The 22,792-nt window shown below is 67.7% G+C and carries 20 protein-coding genes; 12 read left to right on the forward strand and 8 right to left on the reverse strand.

Annotation, left to right across the window (positions count from 1 at the left end):
* Positions 1–2: 2 nt before the first annotated feature.
* The 3 genes from AC3WRC_RS11560 to AC3WRC_RS11570 form a co-directional block, all read right to left on the reverse strand.
* Entirely contained in the window at positions 3–2,177 is a 2,175-nt protein-coding gene (locus AC3WRC_RS11560; protein WP_492303956.1) for a protein-disulfide reductase DsbD family protein, read from the reverse strand.
* 85 nt (positions 2,178–2,262) lie between these two features.
* Positions 2,263–2,703: an OmpA family protein gene (locus tag AC3WRC_RS11565; RefSeq protein ID WP_492303957.1), complete on the reverse strand. Its 441-nt coding sequence runs from the start codon at positions 2,701–2,703 to the stop codon at positions 2,263–2,265.
* 119 nt (positions 2,704–2,822) lie between these two features.
* Complete coding sequence (locus tag AC3WRC_RS11570; protein ID WP_055754593.1) at positions 2,823–3,173, reverse strand: YMGG-like glycine zipper-containing protein; 351 nt, start codon at positions 3,171–3,173, stop codon at positions 2,823–2,825.
* Between the two features lie 142 nt (positions 3,174–3,315).
* Between AC3WRC_RS11570 and AC3WRC_RS11575 the strand changes: the two genes are divergently transcribed.
* Together AC3WRC_RS11575 and AC3WRC_RS11580 are read left to right on the forward strand one after the other, a co-directional pair.
* Positions 3,316–4,251 carry a diacylglycerol/lipid kinase family protein gene (locus AC3WRC_RS11575; RefSeq protein WP_492303958.1) on the forward strand — a complete coding sequence of 312 codons (936 nt, stop codon included), beginning with the start codon at positions 3,316–3,318 and terminating at the stop codon, positions 4,249–4,251.
* Positions 4,251–5,102: a metallophosphoesterase family protein gene (locus tag AC3WRC_RS11580; protein WP_091751258.1), complete on the forward strand. Its 852-nt coding sequence runs from the start codon at positions 4,251–4,253 to the stop codon at positions 5,100–5,102. The genes AC3WRC_RS11575 and AC3WRC_RS11580 overlap by 1 nt, the downstream gene beginning before the upstream one ends.
* Before the next feature lie 153 nt (positions 5,103–5,255).
* Here AC3WRC_RS11580 and AC3WRC_RS11585 read toward each other — a convergent pair whose 3' ends face one another.
* Positions 5,256–6,701 carry an AMP nucleosidase gene (locus tag AC3WRC_RS11585; RefSeq protein ID WP_055754590.1) on the reverse strand — a complete coding sequence of 482 codons (1,446 nt, stop codon included), beginning with the start codon at positions 6,699–6,701 and terminating at the stop codon, positions 5,256–5,258.
* Between the two features lie 128 nt (positions 6,702–6,829).
* Here AC3WRC_RS11585 and AC3WRC_RS11590 point away from each other — a divergent pair, with 128 nt between their 5' ends.
* Positions 6,830–8,080, forward strand: a complete 1,251-nt coding sequence (locus AC3WRC_RS11590) for a multidrug effflux MFS transporter (protein ID WP_492303959.1) — start codon at positions 6,830–6,832, stop codon at positions 8,078–8,080.
* A gap of 62 nt (positions 8,081–8,142) precedes the next feature.
* A complete protein-coding gene (locus tag AC3WRC_RS11595) occupies positions 8,143–10,095 on the forward strand; it encodes a M1 family metallopeptidase (protein WP_492303960.1) in 1,953 nt (650 codons plus the stop codon).
* 2 nt (positions 10,096–10,097) lie between these two features.
* Here the strand turns inward: AC3WRC_RS11595 and AC3WRC_RS11600 are convergent, their stop codons facing one another.
* Positions 10,098–10,529 (reverse strand): DUF488 domain-containing protein, encoded by a 432-nt coding sequence (locus AC3WRC_RS11600; protein WP_492303961.1) that lies wholly within the window; start codon positions 10,527–10,529, stop codon positions 10,098–10,100.
* A 115-nt stretch (positions 10,530–10,644) separates the two neighbouring features.
* On the opposite strand from AC3WRC_RS11600, the gene AC3WRC_RS11605 reads away from it, so the two are divergent.
* On the forward strand, positions 10,645–11,622 hold the full coding sequence (locus tag AC3WRC_RS11605; RefSeq protein ID WP_313445496.1) for a complex I NDUFA9 subunit family protein: 978 nt from the start codon (positions 10,645–10,647) through the stop codon (positions 11,620–11,622).
* 121 nt (positions 11,623–11,743) lie between these two features.
* Entirely contained in the window at positions 11,744–13,585 is a 1,842-nt protein-coding gene (recQ, locus tag AC3WRC_RS11610) for a DNA helicase RecQ (RefSeq protein WP_260394803.1), read from the forward strand.
* Between the two features lie 6 nt (positions 13,586–13,591).
* Here the strand turns inward: recQ and AC3WRC_RS11615 are convergent, their stop codons facing one another.
* Positions 13,592–14,068 carry a hypothetical protein gene (locus AC3WRC_RS11615; protein WP_055808821.1) on the reverse strand — a complete coding sequence of 159 codons (477 nt, stop codon included), beginning with the start codon at positions 14,066–14,068 and terminating at the stop codon, positions 13,592–13,594.
* A gap of 99 nt (positions 14,069–14,167) precedes the next feature.
* On the opposite strand from AC3WRC_RS11615, the gene pgi reads away from it, so the two are divergent.
* Positions 14,168–15,775: a glucose-6-phosphate isomerase gene (pgi, locus tag AC3WRC_RS11620; RefSeq protein WP_492303962.1), complete on the forward strand. Its 1,608-nt coding sequence runs from the start codon at positions 14,168–14,170 to the stop codon at positions 15,773–15,775.
* Between the two features lie 59 nt (positions 15,776–15,834).
* Here the strand turns inward: pgi and AC3WRC_RS11625 are convergent, their stop codons facing one another.
* Positions 15,835–16,257, reverse strand: coding sequence for a YMGG-like glycine zipper-containing protein (locus AC3WRC_RS11625; RefSeq protein WP_165114280.1), 423 nt, complete (start codon positions 16,255–16,257; stop codon positions 15,835–15,837).
* A gap of 298 nt (positions 16,258–16,555) precedes the next feature.
* Between AC3WRC_RS11625 and groES the strand changes: the two genes are divergently transcribed.
* Positions 16,556–16,843, forward strand: coding sequence for a co-chaperone GroES (gene groES, locus AC3WRC_RS11630; RefSeq protein ID WP_055808823.1), 288 nt, complete (start codon positions 16,556–16,558; stop codon positions 16,841–16,843).
* A 53-nt stretch (positions 16,844–16,896) separates the two neighbouring features.
* Complete coding sequence (groL, locus tag AC3WRC_RS11635) at positions 16,897–18,543, forward strand: chaperonin GroEL (RefSeq protein WP_492303963.1); 1,647 nt, start codon at positions 16,897–16,899, stop codon at positions 18,541–18,543.
* Positions 18,544–18,760: 217 nt separating this feature from the next.
* On the opposite strand, the gene AC3WRC_RS11640 is transcribed toward groL, so the two are convergent.
* The gene (locus AC3WRC_RS11640; protein ID WP_205681907.1) at positions 18,761–19,489 is read right to left on the reverse strand and encodes a glycosyltransferase family 2 protein; all 729 of its coding nucleotides are present in this window, start codon (positions 19,487–19,489) and stop codon (positions 18,761–18,763) included.
* 76 nt (positions 19,490–19,565) lie between these two features.
* On the opposite strand from AC3WRC_RS11640, the gene AC3WRC_RS11645 reads away from it, so the two are divergent.
* From AC3WRC_RS11645 to AC3WRC_RS11655, 3 genes are all read left to right on the forward strand, one after another.
* Complete coding sequence (locus tag AC3WRC_RS11645; protein WP_492303964.1) at positions 19,566–21,266, forward strand: ArnT family glycosyltransferase; 1,701 nt, start codon at positions 19,566–19,568, stop codon at positions 21,264–21,266.
* Positions 21,266–22,180: a hydroxymethylglutaryl-CoA lyase gene (locus tag AC3WRC_RS11650; protein ID WP_492303965.1), complete on the forward strand. Its 915-nt coding sequence runs from the start codon at positions 21,266–21,268 to the stop codon at positions 22,178–22,180. The genes AC3WRC_RS11645 and AC3WRC_RS11650 overlap by 1 nt, the downstream gene beginning before the upstream one ends.
* An 83-nt stretch (positions 22,181–22,263) precedes the next feature.
* Complete coding sequence (locus tag AC3WRC_RS11655; protein WP_045809501.1) at positions 22,264–22,689, forward strand: hypothetical protein; 426 nt, start codon at positions 22,264–22,266, stop codon at positions 22,687–22,689.
* The last annotated feature ends 103 nt before the right edge of the window (positions 22,690–22,792 follow it).

Here is a 22,792-nt window from a genome sequence, read left to right on the forward strand (position 1 = left end):
GCTCAATCCTTCAGCGCATCCACGACCACGCCCTCAGTCAGCAGCTGCGGCAGGATTTCCGGCTCGGCCTGACCGGGTCGATACAGCAGATACAGGGGCACGCCCGAGCGGCCGTGGGCCTGAAGCTCCCGCGTGATGGCGTCGTCGCGCCGGGTCCAGTCGCCGACCAGATAGGCCGCGTTTGCATTTCGCATCGCCTTGGCGACACGCGGCGAAGACAGGGCCGCGCGCTCGTTGATCTTGCAGGTCACGCACCAGTCGGCGGTCAGATTGACCAGCACGGGGCGTCCCGACGCGGTCGCTGCACTCACTGCCGCCGCCGACCAGGGCTGGGCCGCCAGCGGGCCGCTGTCGCCTTGCGGCGCGGCGTCCGCACTCCGCGCTGCGCCGGCCGCAACGCCTGCCAGGCCCAGCGCCAGAACGCCGACGACGATCGCGCAGATCGTGGTCAGGATCGGCCGTTCATCACGCTGGCGCGCCGCTTGCGCCAGACCCGTCAGCCAGGCCGCCAGGGCCAGCAGCAGCGCCGCCGTCAGCAGCAGCCCCAAGGCGTCGACGCCGCCCTGTCGCGTGAACACCCACAGCAGCCACAGCGCCGCCCCATACATGGGAAAGGCCAGCAGACCCTTCAGCCGCTCCATCCAGACGCCCGGTCGCGGCAGGCGCGACAGCAGGCCGGGCGACAGGCTGACCGCCAGATAGGGCAGGGCCAGACCCAGCCCCAGCATCAGGAACACGGCCAGCGCCATCGGCCAGGCCAGGACCAGGGCCGCGCCGAGCGCTGCGGCCATGAAGGGCGCGGTGCAGGGCGCGGCGACGACCACGGCCAGAACGCCGGTGAAGAAGGCGCCCGCCGAACCGGGCAGGCGCGACAGGGGGCCGGACCCCGCGTTCTGCAATCCGGCGCCGACATGGAAGACGCCCGACAGATTCAACCCGACCAGCAGCATGACCAGGGCCAGGGCCGCGACCACGCCCGGCGACTGAAGCTGGAAACCCCAGCCGATCGCCTGACCCGCCGCCCTCAGCGCCAGCAGGGCGCCGGCCAGAACCAGAAAACTGACCAGCACCCCGGCGGTGAAGGCCAGGCCGTCGCGCCGCGCCCGCGCCGGATCATGCGCCGCCGCCGACAGCGACGCCGCCTTCATCGCCAGAACCGGGAAGACGCAGGGCATCAGGTTCAGCACCAACCCGCCCAGCAGCGCCAGGCCCAGCGCCTGAAGGAAGACCAGAGCGCCGGTCTTCGCCGGCGTCGTTGTGGTTTCGTCCAGCGGCTTCAGCGCCCCGCCGCCTTGGACGCCTGCCAGAGGCGCGCCCGGCTCCGCCGTGATCTCCCACGCGCCCTTGTCGGTCGCCAGGACTCCGCTCAGCGCCGTCGTCGCGATATCCTTGCCGGCCGTCAGCGTCAGGGTCAGGCCGTTCGGACCCCGCTGGCCCGACTGGGCCGCCGCATGGTCGATCCGCCCTCCGTCGAAAGGATAGAAATAGACCTGTCCGATGTCGGCGGCCGCCTGGTTACCAGATAGGGGGCCGCCGGTCGCGGTCAGGATCAGCTTGCCGCCCTGACGCGTGACGCGCGCCTCGATCCCGGCCGGGCGCGGCGCGGTTTCGACCAGCTGTTCGATTTCCTCACCCCACGGCTTGGCCAGCGGCGCTGCGCCCTCGCGCACCGGCAGGGCCAGCGACAGGGTCATCGGCTCGGGCACGCACATCTGATCGCTGCACACCAGAAACAGCACATCCGTCGTCAGGGTCAGCACTTCGCCCGGCCGCGCCGTCGGCGGCACATGGATCGGCACGGGCAAGAGCACCGCGCCCGAATAGCCATAGTTCATCAGGCTCATCAGCCGCTGGCGGCTGGGCAGGGGCCACAGGATCGGATCGGCGGTCACCCCGGCGGGCATGGTCCAGATCAGGCTGGTCGCACCGCCGCTGTCGCCCGGATTGCGCCAATAGGTGTGCCAGCCGGGCGCGATCTTCTGGCGCACCGCCACCACGGTCGTCGAACCGGGCGCGACCCATTGCGACATCGGGACCAGTTCGGCCTCGATCCGCTCGGTCCGCTGCGGCCCGAAGGCGACGACGCCTGCGGGCTGGCTCTGCACCGGCTGGGCGACGGTCGCCGAAACGCCCGTCAAACTGAATAGCAGGGCGAGGAGAAGGGCGAAGAGGCGCAAACGCGTGTTCCGGCAGGCGAGGGGAGCGCCGCAACCTAATGCGTCACGCGTCCCCGCGCCATCGCTGCGCCCGCCCCCGCGTCGATCAGCGCGGATAGGCCTCGTAGATCACTTCCGCGCGGCGCCGCAGCGGTTCGTCATTGCCGGCAGCGGTCGTGGCGCCCGCATCGCCCGCAGCGTTCAGCTCGAAGATCGGCGCGGGCATGCCCGCCTGGGTCAGCGCCGCGACCACCGTGCGGGCGCGCCGCTGCGACAGGTTCAGATTGGCTTCGGGCGTTCCCTTGGCGTCGGCCAGGCCAACCACGCGCACCTTGCGCACGTCGCAATCCTTGGCCTTGGTCGCCGCCGCCTTCAACACCATCGCCGCCGGCTCGGTCAGCCGCGCCTGGTTCTCCAAGAAATAGATGTCGAAACGCCCCGGCGCGCACAGCGATTCGCCCACCACCAGCGCCTCGCGCTTGGGCATCGGCGCGCACGCCGCCAGCACACCCACGGCCGCCACAGCCAGACCCATCGATCGCTTCATCTCAGCCCTCCTCCGGCTCGGCCGGCCCATTACGCAAAAGAGGCGGCCCGTCGTCCGACAGGCCGCCTCTTCAACCTAACGCCGGTCGCGGACCTTCGCGACCGGCATTTGATCACTGATCAATAACGGCGCTGACCGTTGTCCCAGTAGCACTCGTCCTGGCGATTATCGTAGCAGTAGTAGTAGCGGCCTTGATTGTCGCGGTAGCGCTGCTGGTTGTTGCGGTCCTGGTTGGAGCCGCGGATGGCGCCGGCCGTGCCGCCCAGGGCGCCGCCGATCAGGGCGCCGGTCGCAGCGTTGCCGCCGCCGACGTTGTTGCCGATGATGGCGCCGGCGACGGCGCCCAGGCCGGCGCCGATGGCGCCTTGGCGGACGGTTTCGTTCGAACCGTTGTTATAGCCATACGGGTCGCTGGCGCAGGCCGAAGCCAGCAGGCCGGCGCCGGCAATCGCGATAATCGCCTTTTTCATGATGAATTCCTTTGTCCCTGGGTGTTGGCCCCTGTGGGCAGCAAACGTGTCCTCGCGGCATAGGTTCCGCGTCGGCAGACTGCATCCGCAACTATGGTGACGCTTGGGCGGAACGACGGCGCCTGCGGGGCGTTCGGCCGCCATGACCGATGTCGCCCACCCCCCCTCCGATGCAGACGACAAAACTGCGTTGACGCCCCATGCCCAGATCCGGCACGCCGTGATGCTGGTCAATCCGCTGTCCGGAAGCGTGGGGCCACGCGCCGCCGGCGAGGCCGAAGCCCTGTTGGCGCAGTATGACCTCAAGGCCGAGGTCGTGTCGTTTGAAGGGGGCAACTTCGACCAGATCATCGCCGACGCCTTCGCCGCCAAGCCGGACGTGATCTTCGTTCTGGCCGGCGACGGCACGGCGCGCTCGGTGGCGTCGAAGGCCAAGCCTGACGGTCCGATGATCGCGCCCCTGCCCGGCGGTACGATGAACATGTTGCCCAAGGCGCTTTATGGCACCGCGGACTGGAAGCTGGCGCTGAAGCGAGCGCTGGAGGAGGGCGAGCCTCAGGCCGTATCGGGCGGCGAGGTTCAGGGCGAATACTTCTATTGCGCCGCCATTCTGGGATCGCCGGCGCTGTGGGCCCCGGCGCGCGAGGCGATGCGGACCGGCAAGATCAAGCTGGCCTGGCAATATGGTCGTCGCGCCCTGAAACGCGCCTTCTCCGGCCGTCTGCGCTTCACTCTCGATGGCGGCGAGAAACGCCGCACCGAGGCGCTAGTGCTGATTAGCCCGATGATCTCCAAGGCGATGGAGGATCCCATTGGACTGGAGGCCGCCGCCATGGACCCCAGCGACACGACCCAGGCCTTCCGCCTGGCTGCGACGGCCTTGTTCAGCGATTGGCGCCAGGATCCGGCCGTCTCGACCCGCCCGGCGAAACGGATCGAGGTGCGCGCCCGCTCGAAAATTCCGGCCGTGATCGACGGCGAGCCGCTGCTGCTCAAGCCCGAGGCCGTAATCCGTTTCGTGCCCAAGGCCTTCAAGGCGCTAGCGCCCAAACCGCCCTCAGCCGAGGACAGCATCTAGTGGGACGCGTTCTTCAGTTCTCCGACGTCCATTTCGGCTGCGAGCACAAACGCGCCTGCGCCGCGGCTCTGGACTACGCCCACGCCACGCCGAACGATCTGGTGCTGATCACCGGCGACATCACCCAGAAGGGGTTCCCCGACGAGTTCACGGCCGCGGGGGAATGGATGCGGGCCATGCCAGAGCCACGCTTCGTCATCGTCGGCAATCATGACGTGCCCTACTGGGACGCCATTGCGCGGGTTTTCCATCCTTGGCGCGCGTTCGAGACGGCGACCGGCTTTCCGGCCCACGACGGGCAGTTCTGCAGCGATGCAATCATGGTGCGCGGCGTCGTCACCGCGCGCGGCTGGCAGGCGCGGCCCAACTGGTCGAAGGGCGTCATCGATCTGGACCAGACGCGGCGTGCGGCCGAGGCCCTGCGTCAGGCGCCGATCGGCGCGCTGCGGATCCTGGCCTGCCACCATCCGCTGATCGAGATGGTCGGCACGCCGATGACCGGGGACGTCAAGCGCGGCGACGAGGCGGCCCTGATCTTCGCCGAGGCAGGCGTCGATCTGATCATGACCGGCCACGTCCATGTGCCGTTCGCCATGCCGATCCCGCTGGCGGATCGTTGCTCCTACGCCGTCGGCTGCGGGACGCTGTCGCACCGCGAGCGCGGCGCGCCGCCCGGCTTCAATCAGATCGACTGGGACGCCAAGACCATAACGGTGACGGCCCTGGCCTGGGATGGAACCAGCTATCGCTCGCACCAGGTGTGGCGACTGCCGCGCCGTCAGGATACCCGCAAGGCGACCACCGCGCCCAGCCCGGTCGAGCCGGGCGCCCTGGAGAAGGCGGCGGTCTGACCCTGTCTCCTCCCCATTTCATGGGGAGGTGGCTCGAAGCGTAGCGGAGAGACGGAGGGGTTTTTGCCGCGCTATAGGCGCTGGTGGGATTTCAACAACCCCTGCACCGCTACGCGGTCCCCCTCCCCACAAGTGGGGAGGAGACTTTCTCACCTACCGGAACGGCGGCTCGTCGAAGGCGCGCAGTTTGCGCGAGTGCAGCTTGGAGCCTTCGCTGCGCATCAGATCGACCGCCTGGATGCCGATCTGCAGGTGTTCGGAGATCGAGCCTTCGTAGAAGCGGTTGGCCTGACCCGGCAGTTTGATCTCGCCGTGCAGCGGCTTGTCCGACACGCAAAGCAGCGTCCCGTAGGGGACGCGGAAGCGATAGCCCTGGGCCGCGATGGTGGCGCTTTCCATGTCGATGGCGACGGCTCTGGACTGGTTGAAGCGCAGGGCCGACTTGGAATAGCGCAGCTCCCAGTTCCGGTCGTCGGTGGTCACGACGGTGCCGGTGCGCAGGCGAAGTTTGACCTCGTCGCCCGGCATGCCGCTGACCGACTTTGTGGCGTCATAGAGCGCGCGCTGAACCTCGGCGATCGAGGGGATCGGAATGTCGGGCGGCAGCACCGCGTCCAGCACGTGATCGTCGCGCAGATAGGCGTGAGCCAGGACGTAGTCGCCGATGGTCTGGCTGGCGCGCAGGCCGCCGCAGTGACCGATCATCAGCCAGACGTGCGGACGGGTGACGGCAAGGTGATCCGTGATCGTCTTGGCGTTGGACGGGCCGACGCCGATGTTGACCAGGGTCACGCCCTTATGGCCCGGCGCGGTCAGGTGATAGGCCGGCATCTGGTGCTTCTTCCAGGCCGTGTCGCTGATCGCCGCCTCGGGGTTGGGCGTGTCGCGCGTGATCACCACGCCGCCGGCGCAGGATAGGGTCTGATACGGCGAGCCGGGCGTCCGAAGTTGCTCGATGGCCCAGCGCACGAACTCATCGACGTAGCGATTGTAGTTTGTGAACAGGACATAGGACTGAACGTCGTCCACCGGCGTGCCGGTGTAGTGTTTCAGCCGCGCCAGCGAGAAGTCGGTCCGTAGGCCGTCGAAGTGCGACAGGGGGAAGTCGCCGCCCATTTCGAACAGGCCGTCGGCGATCTCGTCGCCGATATGGGCCAGGTCCGTAGTGGGGAACCAGCGCGCAAGAGCCGCCGTCATCGACCGGTCCAGCGCGACCTCAAGCCCGTCGGTCACATAGGGGAAGGGGATCTCCTGGCGAGACAGGCCAACTTCGAAGGTCGCGTTATATTCCTGCTCCAGCAGGCCGAGCTGTTCGGTCAGATAGGGGCGGAAAAGGTCGGGCCGCGTGATCGTGGTCGAATAGCTGCCCTGTCTCGACAGCCGGGCGTAGGCGCGCGGCTCCAGGTCCTGGGGGCGATCCCCGTCCCAGCGGATGCGAAGTTCGGGATAGGCGAACACCCCTTCGGCGCGTTTGACCGGATCGGGCCGCGCGCCGGTATTGACGAAATCCCGCACGGCGTCGCGCAGGTTGGTCACGGATTGGGTGTAGAGGGTTTCGAGGCGGTCCAGCGCCGCCTGTGCTGTCATCTGTTCTGTCATGACTTCCTCTAGCGAAGCTTCGCGGCTTTGGCGAGGCGCCGCCCGTTCAAACCCGATTTCGCTGCATTGCAGCAATTTATGACGGGCGTGCGGTTGCGGATCGGGGCGTGACGGCGCATCTCGCCCGGATGTCTTCTTCCCTTGCGTCAGCGCCCGCCAAGAAGGAGCTCGGCTTCGTCGAGTTCGTCTGCCTCATCGCCCTGATGATGGCGCTGAATGCGCTGGCGATCGATTCCATGCTGCCGGCCCTGCCGCACATCGGCGCCGACCTGAACGTGGCGACCGACAACGACCGACAATGGGTGGTGACGGCCTATCTGCTGGGCTTCGGCGGGGCGCAGCTGTTCTACGGCCCGTTGGCGGATCGGTTCGGGCGAAAGCCTGTCCTGCTGTTCGGCGTCGGCGTCTATGTGATGTTCAGCCTGCTGGCGACCCTGGCGCCGACCTTCGAGACGCTGATCATGGCCCGCGTCGGCCAGGGTCTGGGCAGCGCCTGCACCCGCGTGCTGGCCGTCTCCATCGTGCGCGACCGTTACGAAGGGCGCACCATGGCGCGGGTCATGTCGTTCAGCTTCCTGGTCTTCCTGGGCGTGCCGATCCTGGCGCCGTCGCTGGGTCAGATGATCATGCTGGTCGGGCCGTGGCGCTGGATCTTCGCCGGGCTGGGCCTGATCGGCGTTGGCCTGATCGTCTGGGCCAGCTTGCGTCTGCCCGAGACGCTGAAGCCCGAGGATCGGCTGCCGATCCAGGTCAAGCGGCTGACCGCGGCCTACAAGATCGCCCTGACCGATCGTACGGCCGTCGGCTACACCCTGGCCATGACGGCGATCACCGGGGCCCTGTTCGGCTTCATCAACTCGTCGCAGCAGATTTTCGCCGACGTCTTTCACGCCGAGGCGGCGTTTCCGGCGGTGTTCGCGCTGATCGCGGGCGGCATCGCCGTGGCCTCGATCGTCAATGCGCGGCTGGTGGTCAAGCTGGGTTCGCGCAAGATTTCGCACACCGCTCTGATCGGCTTCACCAGCATCGCCGCCATCCATGCGGTGGTGGCGATCAGCGGTCATGAATCGATCTGGACCTTTGCGGTGCTGCAGACACTGACCATGTTCTGTTTTGGCCTGATCGCGGGCAATTTCGGATCGATGGCCATGGAGACGATGGGCAAGATCGCGGGCACGGCGGCCTCGATCCAGGGCTTCATCTCCACCATCGTCGGCTCGCTGCTGGGCTTTGCGGTGGGCCAACAGTTCAATGGCACGACCATTCCGATGTCGGTCGGCTTCACGGTCTTCGGCCTGATCGCCCTGGGCTGGGTGCTGTTCGCCGAGCGGGGACGGCTGTTCCGGGCCCATCACGCGCCGGTCGTCGCCAAGGCTTGATCTTTTTCGCGTTTCCGCGCGTTCTCCGGGCCAATCGTCAAGATCAGCCCAGGAAAACCTCGATGACGCGCAAAGCGCTCGGTCTCGTCTCCGCCCTCGCCTTGGCCGCCGCCATGGGTCTGAGCGCCTGCTCCACCACGACGGGAGGGTCGGCCATGACCCCGCCCGCCATCGCTCCGGCGCCCGGTCCCGAAGCGGTGGACGTCCACACCCACGCCCGGCCCGAAATCGCCCGCGTCGTCGATGTCGCCTTGGATCTGACCGCCGACTTCAACGCCAAGACCCTGGCGGGCACGGCGACCCTGGACATCCTGGCGATCCCGGGCGCCAACGAGATCGTGCTGGATATCCGCGACCTGGACATTCAGGACGTGCGCGACGCGGCGGGTCAGCCGCTGCGCTATGTCGTCGGCGACAATGACGCCGTTCTGGGCCAGCCGCTGACGGTCTATTTCCCGGCCTTCGCCGCCAATGAGCGACGCAAGATCAGCATCCGCTATTCGACCCGCCCGAATGCGGCGGCGCTGCAATGGCTGAGCCCCAGCCAGACGGCCGGCGGACAGAAGCCCTATCTGTTCAGCCAGGGCCAGGCCATCCTGACCCGCACCTGGGTGCCGACCCAGGACAGCCCCGGCATCCGCCAGACCTATTCGGCCCGCATCACCGCGCCCGAAGACCTGACGGTGGTCATGAGCGCCGATCATCTGACGCCCAACGGCGAGCGGGCCGCAAACGGGATGAAGACCTGGCGATTCCGGATGGACAATCCGATCCCGCCCTATCTGATCGCGCTGGGCGTCGGCGACATCGCCTTTGCGCCGTTCGACGGCCGCACCGGGGTCTGGACCGAGCCCAGCCGCCTGCGCGCCGCCCAATGGGAGCTGGAACCGACCGCCCAGATGGTCACGGCGGCCGAGAAGCTGTACGGCCCCTATCGCTGGGGCCGCTACGACCTCTTGGTCCTGCCGCCCTCCTTCCCGTTCGGCGGGATGGAAAACCCGAAACTGACCTTCGCCACGCCGACCATCATCGCCGGCGATCGCTCGCTGGTGTCGCTGGTCGCGCACGAACTGGCGCACTCCTGGTCGGGCAATCTGGTCACCAATGCGACCTGGAACGACTTCTGGCTGAACGAGGGCTTCACCGTCTACTTCGAGAACCGGATCATGGAGTCGGTCTATGGCCATGACCGCGCCATGCAGGAGCAGGTGCTGGGCTGGGACAGCCTTCAGGACACGCTGAAGTCCCTGCCGGCGGCGGACACCCGGCTGCATCTGGACCTGAAGGGCCGCGATCCCGACGACGGCATGAACGATATCGCCTATGAGAAGGGCGCCCTGTTCCTGCGGACCATCGAACGCACCGTCGGACGGGATCGGTTCGACGCGTGGCTGCGCGGCTATTTCGACCGCAACGCCTATCGTCCGATGACCACGGCCATGTTCCTGCAAGACATCCGCGACAACCTGATCAAGGGCGACGCGGCGCTGGAAAGCCAGCTGCAGATGGACGCCTGGGTCTATCAGCCCGGCCTGCCGTCCAACGCCGTCGCGCCGGTGTCCCATGCCTTCGAGCCGGTGGATGCGGCCGCCGTCGCCTTCTTCAAGGACAAGGGGCCGGCCTCGGCCATTCCGTGGGCGGACTGGAACACCCAGCAGCGCCAGCGCTTCCTGGGCTGGCGTCCCGAGGGTCTGCGGACAGGCGCCGACTGGCTGACGAGCGCGCAACTGGCCGATCTGGAGCGCACGCTGAACCTGGCGAACGAAGGCAACGCCGAACTGACCTTCGCCTGGCTGCAGATCGCCCTGGCCCATCGCTATCAGCCGTCGGTCGCCACGGCCGAGAAGTTCCTGACCAGCCAGGGTCGTCGCAAGTTCGTCCTGCCGCTGTTCCAGACCCTGTGGAACGAGGGCGACTGGGGCCGCGCTAACGCCCGTCGCATCTACGCCGAGGCCCGGCCGCTCTATCACCCGGTCACCAGCGGTTCGGTCGATCAGTTGGTCGGACGGCCTTAAGGCTAGAGATCCACGACCGCCACGCCGGTTTCCTCCGCCAGTCGTTCCGCCAGGACGGCGCGGTGGCAGCCGGCGTGGTCGGCCTCGAAGCACAGCAAGGCGACGGGTTTGTCGGCCGCCAGCGCCTTCAGCCGCTCATACTCGATCTGCGCCTGGGGTTCGGCTAAGTGATCGGCGAAGATGACGCGCATCTCGTCGACACGGCCCTTGCGCGCCGCGTCACGTCCCGCCTTGGGTGTGCCCAGCCCGCGCAGATGGACATAGTCGATCCCTTCGGCTTTCAGGCTCTCGCCCAGGATCGTCTTGGAAAAGCCGGCGCGGCGGGATGCGGCGACCGCGCGGACATCGACCAGGGTTTGCACGCCGGCCGTCTTAAGGCGCGCGATGACGTCGGCCTGGGTCGCACCCTCGTAGCCAATAGTGAAAAGCTTCATCCGCCTCAGATGGGCGGCCGCGCGTCGAACGCCAGCGTGACCGTGAAGGCCCGCGTTGCGGTGCGGCGCCCTATCGTCTATCCCGCCGACACGGATTTCGACTGGAGCTTTCCCTATGGCTGACCTCGCCCCTGGCGTCGTGACCCTCTTCGGAGGTTCGGGCTTTATCGGGTCGCAGGCGGTGCGCGCCCTGGCGCGTCGCGGCTGGCGCATTCGGGTCGCCGTGCGAAACCCGGTCCTGGCGATCGAAATCCAGCCGCTGGGCGATCCCGGCCAGATCCAGTTCATGCGCTGCGACATCACCAATCCGGCGGATGTGGCGCAGGCCGTGCGCGGCGCGGATGCCGTCGTCAATCTGGTCGGCGTGCTGCATGACGCAGGCGGCAAGCGCGGCTTCGACGCCGTCCACACCGAGGCGGCCAAGACCATCGCCGAGGCCGCCAAGGCGGCGGGTGTTGAGCGCCTAGTCCAGATCTCGGCGATCGGCGCCGACGCCGCCAGCCCTTCGGCCTATGGTCGCACCAAGGCCCAGGCCGAGGCGGCCGTTCGCGCCGTCTATCCGGACGCGGTGATCCTGCGTCCGTCGCTGGTGTTCGGCGCGGGCGACAGCTTCCTCAATCGCTTCGCCGCCATGGCGACGATGGCGCCGGCCCTGCCGCTGATCGGCGGCGGCGAGACCCGGTTCCAGCCGGTCTATGTTGGCGATGTCGCCGAGGCCATCGCGCGCGGCGTGACCCGCGCGGATGCCGCCGGCCGCACCTATGAACTGGGCGGGCCGAGCCTCTACACCTTCCGGGAAGTGCTGGAGCTGGTGCGTCGCGAGACGGGCCGCCACCGGATGCTGGTCCCCGTGCCCTTCGTCGTCGCCAAGCCCCTGGGCTCGCTGCTGCAACTGAGCCGGTTCGTCGGCCTGACCCCGCCGCTGACGCGCGATCAGGTGCTGATGCTAGAGAAGGACAATGTGGTCGCCGCCGATGCGCTCGGCCTCAGCGATCTGGGCATCGACCATCCGGCCGGCATGGCGGCGATCGCCCCGTCCTATCTGTGGCGCTACCGCGTCGGCGGCCAGTTCGCCGAAGCGCCCGCCCACTAAACCCTTCCCCCTATGACGTCGTCGCCGGTCGCCATCGCGGCCGGCGGCGCCTTCTGTTCGGGAACAAGGAGTGCACAGCTTAAGGATGCCGGCCACGCGCCCCCAGTTTTCCTCGACCGATATGCCTGACCTGAACGACGCGCGGGCGTTGTTGGCGCGCGTCTGGGGTCACGCCGACTTCCGGGGGCTGCAAGGGCGGGTGGTCGAGCAGATCCTGTCGGGCGGCGATGTGCTGGCGGTCCTGCCGACCGGCGGCGGCAAGAGCGTATGCTATCAGATCCCGGCCATCCTGCGCCCCGGACTGGGGCTGGTGGTGTCGCCGCTGATCGCCCTGATGACCGATCAGGTCGAGGCGTTGAAGCAGCAGGGCGTCGCGGCGGCGCGGCTGGATTCCGGGGTGTCGCTGGACGAGCGCTCGGCCATCTGGGCGGCGGCGCGGTCGGGGGAACTGGACCTGCTCTATGTCTCGCCCGAAGGCCTGGCGGCGGGCGCCATGATGGACCGGCTGGCGGAACTGCCGCTCAGCCTGATCGCCATCGACGAGGCGCACTGCGTCTCGCAATGGGGCCACGACTTCCGCCCCGACTATCGCAACCTGGGTCTGCTGGCCGAGCGGTTTCCCGATGTGCCGCGCATCGCCGTCACCGCCACCGCCGACGCCCGCACCCGTGACGACATCTTGCGCTCGCTGCGGCTGGAAGAGGCGACGGTCTTCGTCGACAGTTTCGCGCGTCCGAACCTGCAACTTTCGGCTGAGCGCAAGGAGAGCGCGTCTCGGGCCAAGACCGATGCGCGGGTCATCGAACTCGTGCGCGAACGGCGGGGCAAGTCGGGCGTCGTCTATTGCGGCAGCCGCGACGGTTGCGACCGCGTGGCCCAGGCCCTGCGCGACGCCGGGACCAACGCCATCGCCTATCACGCCGGCATGGACACGAAAGAGCGCGACCGCCGGCTGGAACGCTTCCTGGCCGAGGAGGGCGCCGTCATGGTCGCGACCATCGCCTTCGGCATGGGCGTCGACAAGGCCGACGTGCGCTTCGTCATTCACGCCGATCCGCCGGGCAGTCTGGAGGCCTATTGGCAGGAGATCGGCCGGGGCGGGCGCGACGGCGAGCCAGCCGAGGGCATCACCCTGTATGGGCCGTCCGACATCGCCTGGTCCTTGCGTCGGCTGGACAGCCGCCCGATGGCCGAGGAGGTCAAATCGGTTCAGGTGCGCAAAACCCGCCAGCTGTTCGCCATGCTGGACGGCGCCGTCTGTCGGGCCCAGGCCGTGCGGCGATATTTCGGCGAGCATGACGCCCAGCCTTGCGGCGTCTGCGACATCTGCGGCGACCCGCCCCAGCTCTATGACGCGACTGTCCCGGCCCAGAAGGCGCTGGCGGCGGTGCAGCGCTTGGGCGGCCGGTTCGGGCGCAATCGCGTCGTCGATCACCTGACCGCCCGCACCAAGGACGTGCAGCCGTGGGAGCAGCAACTGTCCACCTGGGGCATCGGGCGCGAGATTTCGCTGAACAGCTGGCGCGAGATCGTCGATCATTTGCTGTTCGAAGGTCTGCTGGCCGAGGATCCCAACGACGGCAAGCCGCTGGTCGGGCTGGGCGATCCCGAAGCGGTGCGCGCCGTCTATCGCGGCGAGCGCCAGATCGAGGTGCGTCGCGCGCCTCTGAGGGCGGATACCGCCCCGCGTCGTCGTGACCGATCGGGCGAAGGGCGCAATGCGGCGCTGGAGACGATGGACGCCGATGTGCGCGCTCGGTTCGAGGCCTTGCGCGCCTGGCGCCGCGACCGCGCCTCGGAACAGCACGTCCCGCCCTATGTCATTTTCCAGGACCGGACGCTGCTGGAGATCGCCCACGCCGAGCCGGGCGACCTGAACAGTCTAGGCGCCATTTCCGGCGTCGGTCAGTCCAAGCTGGATCGCTACGGCAAGGGCGTGCTGGAGGCGCTGGCCGCTCTCTAGAAGGCGTCAGACTTCCGGCTTGGGCGGGGCGGTGATGACTTCGACGTTGTCGTTCAGCAGATAGGACAGTTCCGACAGGGCCGTGGCGCGTTCTGCCGGGTTAGCGGCGGCCTGAACGGCCTGAACCTTCTTGGGCATGTCCTCGGAAATGCCGCGCAGGATGCATTTCAGATCGCCGTCGGTGCCGCGTTCCTTCAGGATCAGGTGGCCCTGCATGTCCAGAGCTGCCAACTGTTCCGCCTGGGCCTTGAAGCCGGTGAAGGCCTGGCTGGTGAAGAAGGCGGCGTCGTCGGCGGCCTTGGCGGCGGCCCAGCCGTCGACCACGGCCTTCAGGCTGGCCGAGCGCGAGATGATGTCGGCGAACAGCGGCTCGCCCGCCACCGAGATCGGCGCACCGGGCGCGGCGGCCGGCTGTTCGGCGGCCAGGGCCACCGAGGGATTGGACATCGCCAGGGCGATCGTGAGAGCAAGGCCGCAGGACATGGAGGTGACTTCCTGTTTCAGCGTCCGCTGGGACGTTGAACCTGAATACGCCCCAGCCGTAAACGAGTGTTTACCCTGTCATTCCCGATGGAGACGACGATGACCCGCGACGCCGCCTGGACCGCCTTCGACCAAGCCGCCGCCGAGGCCGCCACCGCGCAGATCGTGGATCAGTTCGCCGCCGATCCCGACCGGCTGGCGCGGATGTCGGTCGAGGCGGCGGGGCTCTATCTGGACCTGTCGAAACAAAGCTGGACCAAGGCCGCCTTTGACGCCTGTCTGAATCTGGCGCGCGCCAGCGACGTGGAGGGACGTCGCGCGGCCCTGTTTGCCGGCGAGGCCGTCAATCTGACGGAAGGGCGGGCGGTCCTGCATCCGGCTCTGCGCGCCGCGCCGGGCGCTGACTTCAAGGCCCTGGGCGAGCCGGTCTCGGCCGAGGTGGACGCCGTGCGGGCGGACATGAAGGCCTATGCCGATGCAGTACGGTCGGGCGCCGAGGCGGGCGCGACGGGGCGCAAGTTCGAGGCCATCGTCCATGTCGGCATCGGCGGGTCGGACCTAGGGCCGCGCGTGGTGTGGGATGCGCTGCGTCCGCTGGATCCGGCCATCGACCTGCGGTTCGTCGCCAATATCGACCCGCGCGACATGGCCGAGGCCCTTACAGGACTGGATCCCGAGACGACGCTGGTGGTGGTCGTGTCCAAGACCTTCACGACGCAGGAGACCCTGGCTAACGCCGAGGCGGCCAAGGCCTGGCTGGCGGCGTCGTTGCCGGCCGAGGGGATGACCAAACACTTCATCGGGGTGACGGCGGCGCCGGAGAAGGCGGCGGCCTTCGGCTGCGGCCGCACCTTCGCCTTCCGGGACTGGGTCGGCGGGCGGTATTCGCTGTGGTCGGCGGTCAGCCTGTCGTGCGGCATCGCCCTGGGCTGGGACGTATTCGAGGCCATGCTGGGCGGGGCGGCGGCCATGGACGACCATTTCGTCTCGGCCCCGATGGAGCAGAACGCGCCGATCCTGCTGGCCCTGGCCCAGGTGTTCAACGTCGATGGCCTGAACCGGCCCGCCCGCACCGTCGCCCCCTACGCCCACGCCCTGCGCCGCCTGCCGTCCTTCCTGCAGCAGCTGGAGATGGAGTCGAACGGCAAGCGGGTGCATCGCGACGGCACGCCGGTGACGCGTCAGACCTGCCCCGTGGTCTTCGGCGAGCCGGGCACCAACGGCCAGCACGCCTTCTTCCAGCAGATCCACCAAGGGCCGGAGGTCGTGCCGGCCGAGTTCGTGATCGTGGCGAAGACGCATGCCGACGCGCCGGAATCGCCGCTGTGGTCGAATGCACTCGCTCAGGGCCAGGCACTGATGCTGGGCAAGACGACCGAGGCCGCCAAGGCCGAAGGTCTGGCGCAAGGATTGTCGGAAGAGGAGGCGACACGCCTGGCGTCCCACCGCACCTTCACCGGCAACCGGCCTTCGACATCCATCGTCATGGATCGTCTGACGCCCGAGACCCTGGGCGCGCTCCTGGCCCTCTATGAGCACAAGACCTTCGTCGAGGGCGTGATCTGGGACATCAACAGCTTCGACCAATGGGGCGTCGAACTGGGCAAGGTCCTGGCCAAGGCGATCCTGAAGGACGTGGACGCTGGCGGCCCCTCGGCGGACCTCGATCCGTCCACTTCGGCCCTGATGCGCCGCCTGATGGGCTGACGCGAAAAGGGCCCGTCCTTGCCGGACGGGCCCTTCCAGTCATCTAAACTGTCAAACGCTTACCAGCGGCGGTCGTAGCGGTAGTCGCGATCATTGCGATAGTCGCGGCGGTCATAGCGCGAGTCGTAACGGCGGCCGTCGTAGCGGTAGTCGTAGCCCGAGCGGCTGCGGTCGATGCCGTGCTCGCGCTCCCAATGGCCTTGGTTACGGTAGCATTGGCCGCCGCGGTAGTATTCGCAGCCCGAGCCGCGGTTGGAGGCCACCGCGCCCAACGCCGCGCCGGCAAGCGCGCCGCCCGCGATGTAGCTGCCGTCGCCGTTGCCATAGATGGCGCCGGCCAGGCCGCCGACAGCGGCGCCGATCAGGGCGTTGCGGCCGGTGTTGTCGCGATCGCGCGATTGGGCGGAAGCCGGAGCGGCCATCAGGCTCAGGGCCACAACAGGGGCGGCGGCGACCGCAGTGATCTTCAGCAGCTTGGACATTTTGGTCTCCTTGTTGGCTTGCCGATCTGCGTTTCCGGGGCGGGAAGGCATCCAGCGTTGAGGCCTTTCTATCGCTCCCAGTTTGAACGACCCCGGAGGTCGGCATTCATTTTCGGTTCATTTGTCACAGAGAATTCGCGCGGCGATCCACCGCCGCCGCTTGACGATGACGATGCCTCTGCCTAACTCCCGCTCGCGTTAGCACTCTCGCTGGTCGGCTGCCAAAACGGCGATCGCGATAGCGCCGCACACCGTTTCAAAAACGCCCCGATCCGGGGGTTTTACAGGGAGAAGTCCGATGGCGTTCCGTCCGCTCGGCGACCGCGTGCTGGTCAAGCGCGTTGAAGAAGAATCCAAGACCAAGGGTGGCATCATCATCCCCGACACCGCCAAGGAAAAGCCGCAGGAAGGCGAAGTCGTCTCTGTCGGCCCTGGCGCCCGCGACGACACCGGCAAGGTCAATGCTCTGGAGCTGAAGGCCGGCGACCGCATCCTGTTCGGCAAATGGTCGGGCACGGAAGTGAAGATCGACGGCGAAGACCTGATCATCATGAAGGAATCCGACGTCCTGGGCGTGCTGTCCTAAGCACCCGACGTCCGACGTTCTTCAATTAATCCATATAGATAGGAGCTGCCCGCATGGCCGCTAAAATCGTACACTTCAACACCGACGCGCGCGACAAGATGCTGCGCGGCGTCAATGTGCTCGCCAACGCCGTCAAGGTGACGCTGGGTCCCAAGGGCCGCAACGTCGTGATCCAGAAATCCTTCGGCGCTCCGCGCTCGACCAAGGACGGCGTGTCGGTCGCCAAAGAGATCGAGCTGGAAGACGCCTTCGAGAACATGGGCGCCCAGATGATCCGCGAAGTCGCTTCGAAAACGAACGACAAGGCGGGCGACGGCACCACCACCGCAACCGTTCTGGCTCAAGCCATCGTGCAAGAGGGCCTGAAGGCCGTCGCCGCCGGCATGAATCCGATGGATCTGAAGCGCGGCATCGACAAGGCCGTCGCCCTGGTGCTGGAAGAGATCAAGTCGAACTCCAAGCCGGTCTCCAACAACTCGGAAATCGCTCAGGTCGGCACCATCTCGGCCAACGGCGACTCGGAAATCGGTGAGCTGATCGCCCAGGCGATGGCCAAGGTCGGCAACGAAGGCGTCATTACCGTCGAGGAAGCCAAGACCGCCGACACCACCGTCGACGTCGTCGAAGGTATGCAGTTCGACCGCGGCTACCTGTCGCCTTACTTCATCACCAACGCCGACAAGATGGAGGCCCAACTCGAAGAGCCGCTCATCCTGCTGTTCGAGAAGAAGCTGACCTCGCTGCAAGCCATGCTGCCGATCCTGGAAGCCGTGGTGCAGTCGGGCCGTCCGCTGCTGATCATCGCCGAGGACATCGAAGGCGAAGCCCTGGCGACCCTGGTCGTCAACAAGCTGCGTGGCGGCCTGCGCGTCGCCGCCGTCAAGGCTCCGGGCTTCGGCGATCGCCGCAAGGCCATGCTGGAAGACATCGCCATCCTGACGGGCGGCCAGGTCATCTCGGAAGACCTGGGCATCAAGCTTGAGAGCGTCACCATCGACATGCTCGGCAAGGCCAAGAAGGTCACGATCACCAAGGACGACACCACCATCGTCGAAGGCGTCGGCGGCAAGGACGAGATCGAAGCCCGCGTGGCCCAGATCAAGCGCCAGATCGAAGACACCACCTCCGACTACGACAAGGAAAAGCTGCAGGAACGTCTGGCCAAGCTGGCCGGCGGCGTCGCGGTTCTCCGCGTCGGCGGTTCGACCGAAGTCGAAGTGAAGGAAAAGAAGGACCGCGTCGACGACGCCCTGAACGCCACGCGCGCCGCGGCTGACGAAGGCATCGTTCCGGGCGGCGGCATCGCCCTGCTGAAGGCCTCCAAGATCCTGGCCGACGTCAAGGGCGACAACGCCGACCAGAACGCCGGCATCGCGATCATCCGTCGCGCCCTGCAGGCTCCGATCCGTCAGATCGCCGAAAACTCCGGCGTCGAAGGCTCGATCGTGGTCGGCAAGGTGCTGGAAAACGGCGACGCTTCGTTCGGCTTCAACGCCCAGACCGAAGAGTACGGCGACCTGGTTCAGATGGGCGTCATCGACCCGGCCAAGGTCGTCCGCACGGCCCTGCAAGACGCCGCTTCGGTGGCCGGCATCCTGATCACGACGGAAGCCGCCGTCGCCGACGCCCCCAAGAAGTCGGGCGGCGCCTCGGCCCCCGACATGGGCGGCATGGGCGGCATGGGCGGCATGGACTTCTAAGTCCAAGCTGACCGACGCTGAAATGCAGAAGGGCGGGGCCGCAAGACCCCGCCCTTTTTCATGTCTCCTCCCTGCGAAGCGGGGAGGGGGACCGCGCGTAGCGGGGTGGAGGGGCTCTTGAAGTCCCACCGATGTCGGAGATGCGGCGCCAGCCCCTCCGTCACGACGGCAAGAGGCATCGCGCCACCTCCCCACGAGGTGGGGAGGAGACAGCGTTCTAGAACTCCGAAATCGCGCCCGGCTTACGGGACCGCGTCTTCAGCCACATGACGCCCAGCAGATCCGAGACCGACGCGCGCAGGCGGCCCCAGTTGGTGTATTTCGACCGACCGACCTCGCGGTGGCGGTGGTCCACATCGAGGTACTGGTTCTTGAACCCTTCACGGATCATCAAGGCCGGCAGGTAGCGGTGGATGTGATCGAAGTAGGGCAGGCGCAGGAAGACGTCGCGGCGGAAGGCTTTCAGTCCGCAGCCGGTGTCGTCGGCGTCGTCGCCCAGCAGTTTGCGGCGGATACGGTTGGCCCAGATCGAGGCCTGGCGCTTGGCCTCGGTGTCCTGGCGTTTGGCGCGACGGCCGCCGACCAAGCCCACGTCGCCGGGGGCGGACAGAAGCGCATCGACCAGGCGGGGCGCATCGGCCGGCGGGTTCTGGCCGTCGCCGTCCATCGTCACCACGACCGGCGCGCGCGCGGCCAGGACGCCGGTGCGGACCGCGCGGCTCTGGCCCGCATTGGTCCCGTGGGCCAGCACGCGGAGCGCCGGCAGTTCGGCCATGGCGGCCTTCAGCTCGGCCAGGGTCGCGTCCCTGGACGCATCGTCCACGAAGATCATCTCGTACGAACGGCCGGCGAAGGCGGCGGCGATCTCGCGCGCCAGCGGCACGGCGGCGCCCGCCTCGTCATGGACGGGAACGACGACGGAGATTTCGGGCGTTTCGGGGGTCATCGGCGCTCCATAGAGGATAACGAGAGCTTAGGGGAGACGGCTGACGCAGGCGTGGTCGCCGTGTAAGGAGTCTGGAATGAAGACTTTCGATCTGGATGGCCGCATCGCCGGCTGGCGCGGGCCGGTTCTCGCGGCCCTGCTGACGTTGATCGCCGGGCTGCCGGGCCTGCTGCTGCTGCCGCCGCTGGATCGCGACGAGAGCCGGTTCGCCCAGGCCACGTCCCAGATGCTGGAAAGCGGCGACTATGTCGATATCCGCTATCAGGACGAGCCGCGCTGGAAGAAGCCCGTCGGCATCTACTGGATGCAGGCGATCGCCGTGGGCCTGACCTCGGATGTCGAGGACCGCGAAATCGCGCCCTATCGCATCCCCTCCCTGCTGGGCGCCATGCTGGCGGCCTGGGCCGTGGCCTGGGCCGGCTCGGCCATGCTGGGCAGCCGGGTCGGCTTCTTCGGCGGGGCCATCATGGGGGCGACCTTCCTGCTGTCGACCGAGGCGGGGATCGCCAAGACCGACGCCATGCTGTGCGGCGCGACGACCCTGGCCATGGCGGCGCTGGCGCGCATCTATATGGCGACGAAGGCGGGCGAACGCCCGATCCGGCCGCATAAGCTGCTGTTCTGGATCGGGATCGGTCTGTCGATTCTGATCAAGGGACCGATCGGGTTCCTGGTCGTAGCCCTGGCGATCATCGCCCTGTCGATCTGGGACCGGAACATCAAATGGCTGTATCGCCTCGGCTGGGGGTGGGGACTGCCGCTGGTCGCCCTGATGGTCGGACCGTGGGCCATCGCCATCACCATCGCCACCGACGGCGGCTTCTGGCGCGAGGCCATCGGCGGGGACCTGGCGCCCAAGATCGCCGGCGCGCACGAAAGCCATTCGGGCTTCCCCGGCATGTATCTGCTGCTGGCGCCCCTGCTGTTCTTCCCCTCGACCCTGCTGTTGCCCGCCGCCGTCTCGACGGGCTGGAGCCGACGCGCCGAGCCGGCGATCCGGTTCCTGGTCTGCTGGCTGGTCCCGGGCTGGCTGATGTTCGAACTGGCCCCGACCAAGCTGTGGCACTACACCCTGCCGACGTTTGGGGCGCTGGCCCTGCTGGCGGCCGCCGCCCTGGCCCAGCCCATCGGCAAGGTCTCGCGCATCACCGGCGCGGTCCTGGGCGCGTTTGCGGCCCTGCTGATCATCAGCATCACCGTCTATGGCTTGACCGTCTATGGCACCTCGACGGCCCAGACCTGGGCGGCGCTGACGGTGGTCATGGCGCTGGCGGCGGGGGCGATGGGGGGCTTCCTTCTGCTGAACCGCGCGCCGGTCGCAGCGCTGGTCGCTTCGCTGGCGTTCGGGATCGTGGCGCACGCGGCCCTGTCGGGCACGATCCGCCAGCTGCGGCCCCTGGCCATCGCGCCCCAGCTGGAAAAGGCGCTGGAGGCGGCCGATCTGCACCCGCGTCAGGGCCGCACGCCGGGGCCTGTGGCGATCACCGGCTTCCATGAACCCAGCTTCGTCTTCCTGACCGGGCGAGACACCGACCTGACTGACGCGCAAGGTGCGGCCGAAGCCCTGGCCGAAGGGCGGCCCGCCATCGTCGAAGGACACGACGCCGACGCCTTCCGTGCAGCTGCGGCGCGTCTTGGCGTGTCCGGTCGCGCGGTCGGGACGGTCAACGGCTACAACTATTCGGCGGGCGATCCGGTCAGCCTGACCGTCTATGCGCCGCCGCCCCGAAACGGGAACGGGAACGGGAACGGGAACGCCGCAGCGGGAGCCGAGTGATGGGCCGCTTCATCCAGATCGTCGAAGTCGGGCCGCGCGATGGGCTGCAGAACGAAAAGGCGGTGCTTGAGCCCGCCGTCCGCGCCGATCTGGTGCGGCGGCTTGAGCAGGCGGGGGCGAGACGGATCGAGGCCGTCTCCTTCGTCCATCCCAAATATGTGCCGCAGATGGCCGGCGCCGAAGAGGTTATGGCCGCCCTGCCGAACGAGGCGGGGCGCAGCCGCATCGGCCTCGTGTTGAACGGCAAGGGCTATGACCGGGCGCTGGCGACCGGGGTGGACGAGGTCAATGTCTCGGTCGCCGCCACCGACGGCTTTGGCCTGAAGAACCAGGGTCTGGCGGTGAAGGATCAACTGGCCATGCTGGGCGAGATCGTCGCCCGCCGCCATAATGCCGAGGCCAGCGAGGGCGCGCCGTCGCTGTCGGCCATGATCTCCTGCGTCTGGGGCTGTCCGTTCGACGGCGAGGTGTCGGTCGATCAGGTCGCAGACATGGTCGGCGCCATCGCCGATATGGGCGTCGGCGAGATCGGTCTGGCCGACACCATCGGCGCGGGCGATCCCTGGGCGGTGACGAAAAAGGTCGAGGCGGCTAAGGCGGCCGCACCGGACGCGAGCCTGCGCCTGCACTTCCACGACACCCGCAACACCGGCCTGGCCAACGCCTATGCGGGCGTCGAGGCCGGGATTGACGTGCTGGACGCCTCGGTCGGGGGGATCGGCGGCTGTCCGTTCGCGCCGGGCGCTACGGGCAATATCGCCACCGAGGATCTGGTCTATATGCTGGCGCGCGGCGGGTTCGAAACCGGCTATGACCTGGACGCCCTGATCGCGACGGCGCGCTGGATCGGCGAGGCCATCGGGCGGCCGGCGCCGTCGGCGCTCAGCCGGGCAGGTGGATTTCCCAAGGCTTGAACCTTTGTGGCGGCGTTTCGCAAACGGCGCTAAATCAGGGTGAACAGGCGTAGCCGTTGGACCGGCTGCGAAGAGGACCGTCCATGCTGCTCGCCATTCCGCTGCTGCTGATCCCGGTGGTGCTCTACAATATCGTGGTGCTGTTCGGCGCGCCGAGCGGAGCGGGCATGGTGCAGGCGGACGTGCTGCTGCGCGATCCGCTGTTCTCGATCACCATGACCTCGGGCGCGCAATGGACGATCGGATCCGGCGATCTGATCCTGTTCCTCGGCCTGATCCTGCTGTTCTTCGAGCTGGTGAAGTCGACCTCCAGCCAGCGGATCGCCATCATCAATCACGCCCTGTCGATGATCCTGTTCATCGGCGTGCTGGTGGAGTTCCTGCTGCTACCGGGGTTCGCGACCTCGACCTTTTTCCTGATCGTGATCATGATCCTGCTGGACGTCTTGGCCGGGTTCATCGTGACCATCATTGCGTCGCGCAAGGACTTCGATTTCGGCGGAGCGTGATCCCAACGGCTCTCCCCGACAACGGCCTCAAGCAGCGCGAAGCGCGGTAGGCTCCAAGAAACATGCGCTCAAGTCGCGCAAAGCGCGATAGGCCCCCAGAAAC

Source organism: Brevundimonas sp. EU05-FHT14B07 (assembly GCF_058790795.1).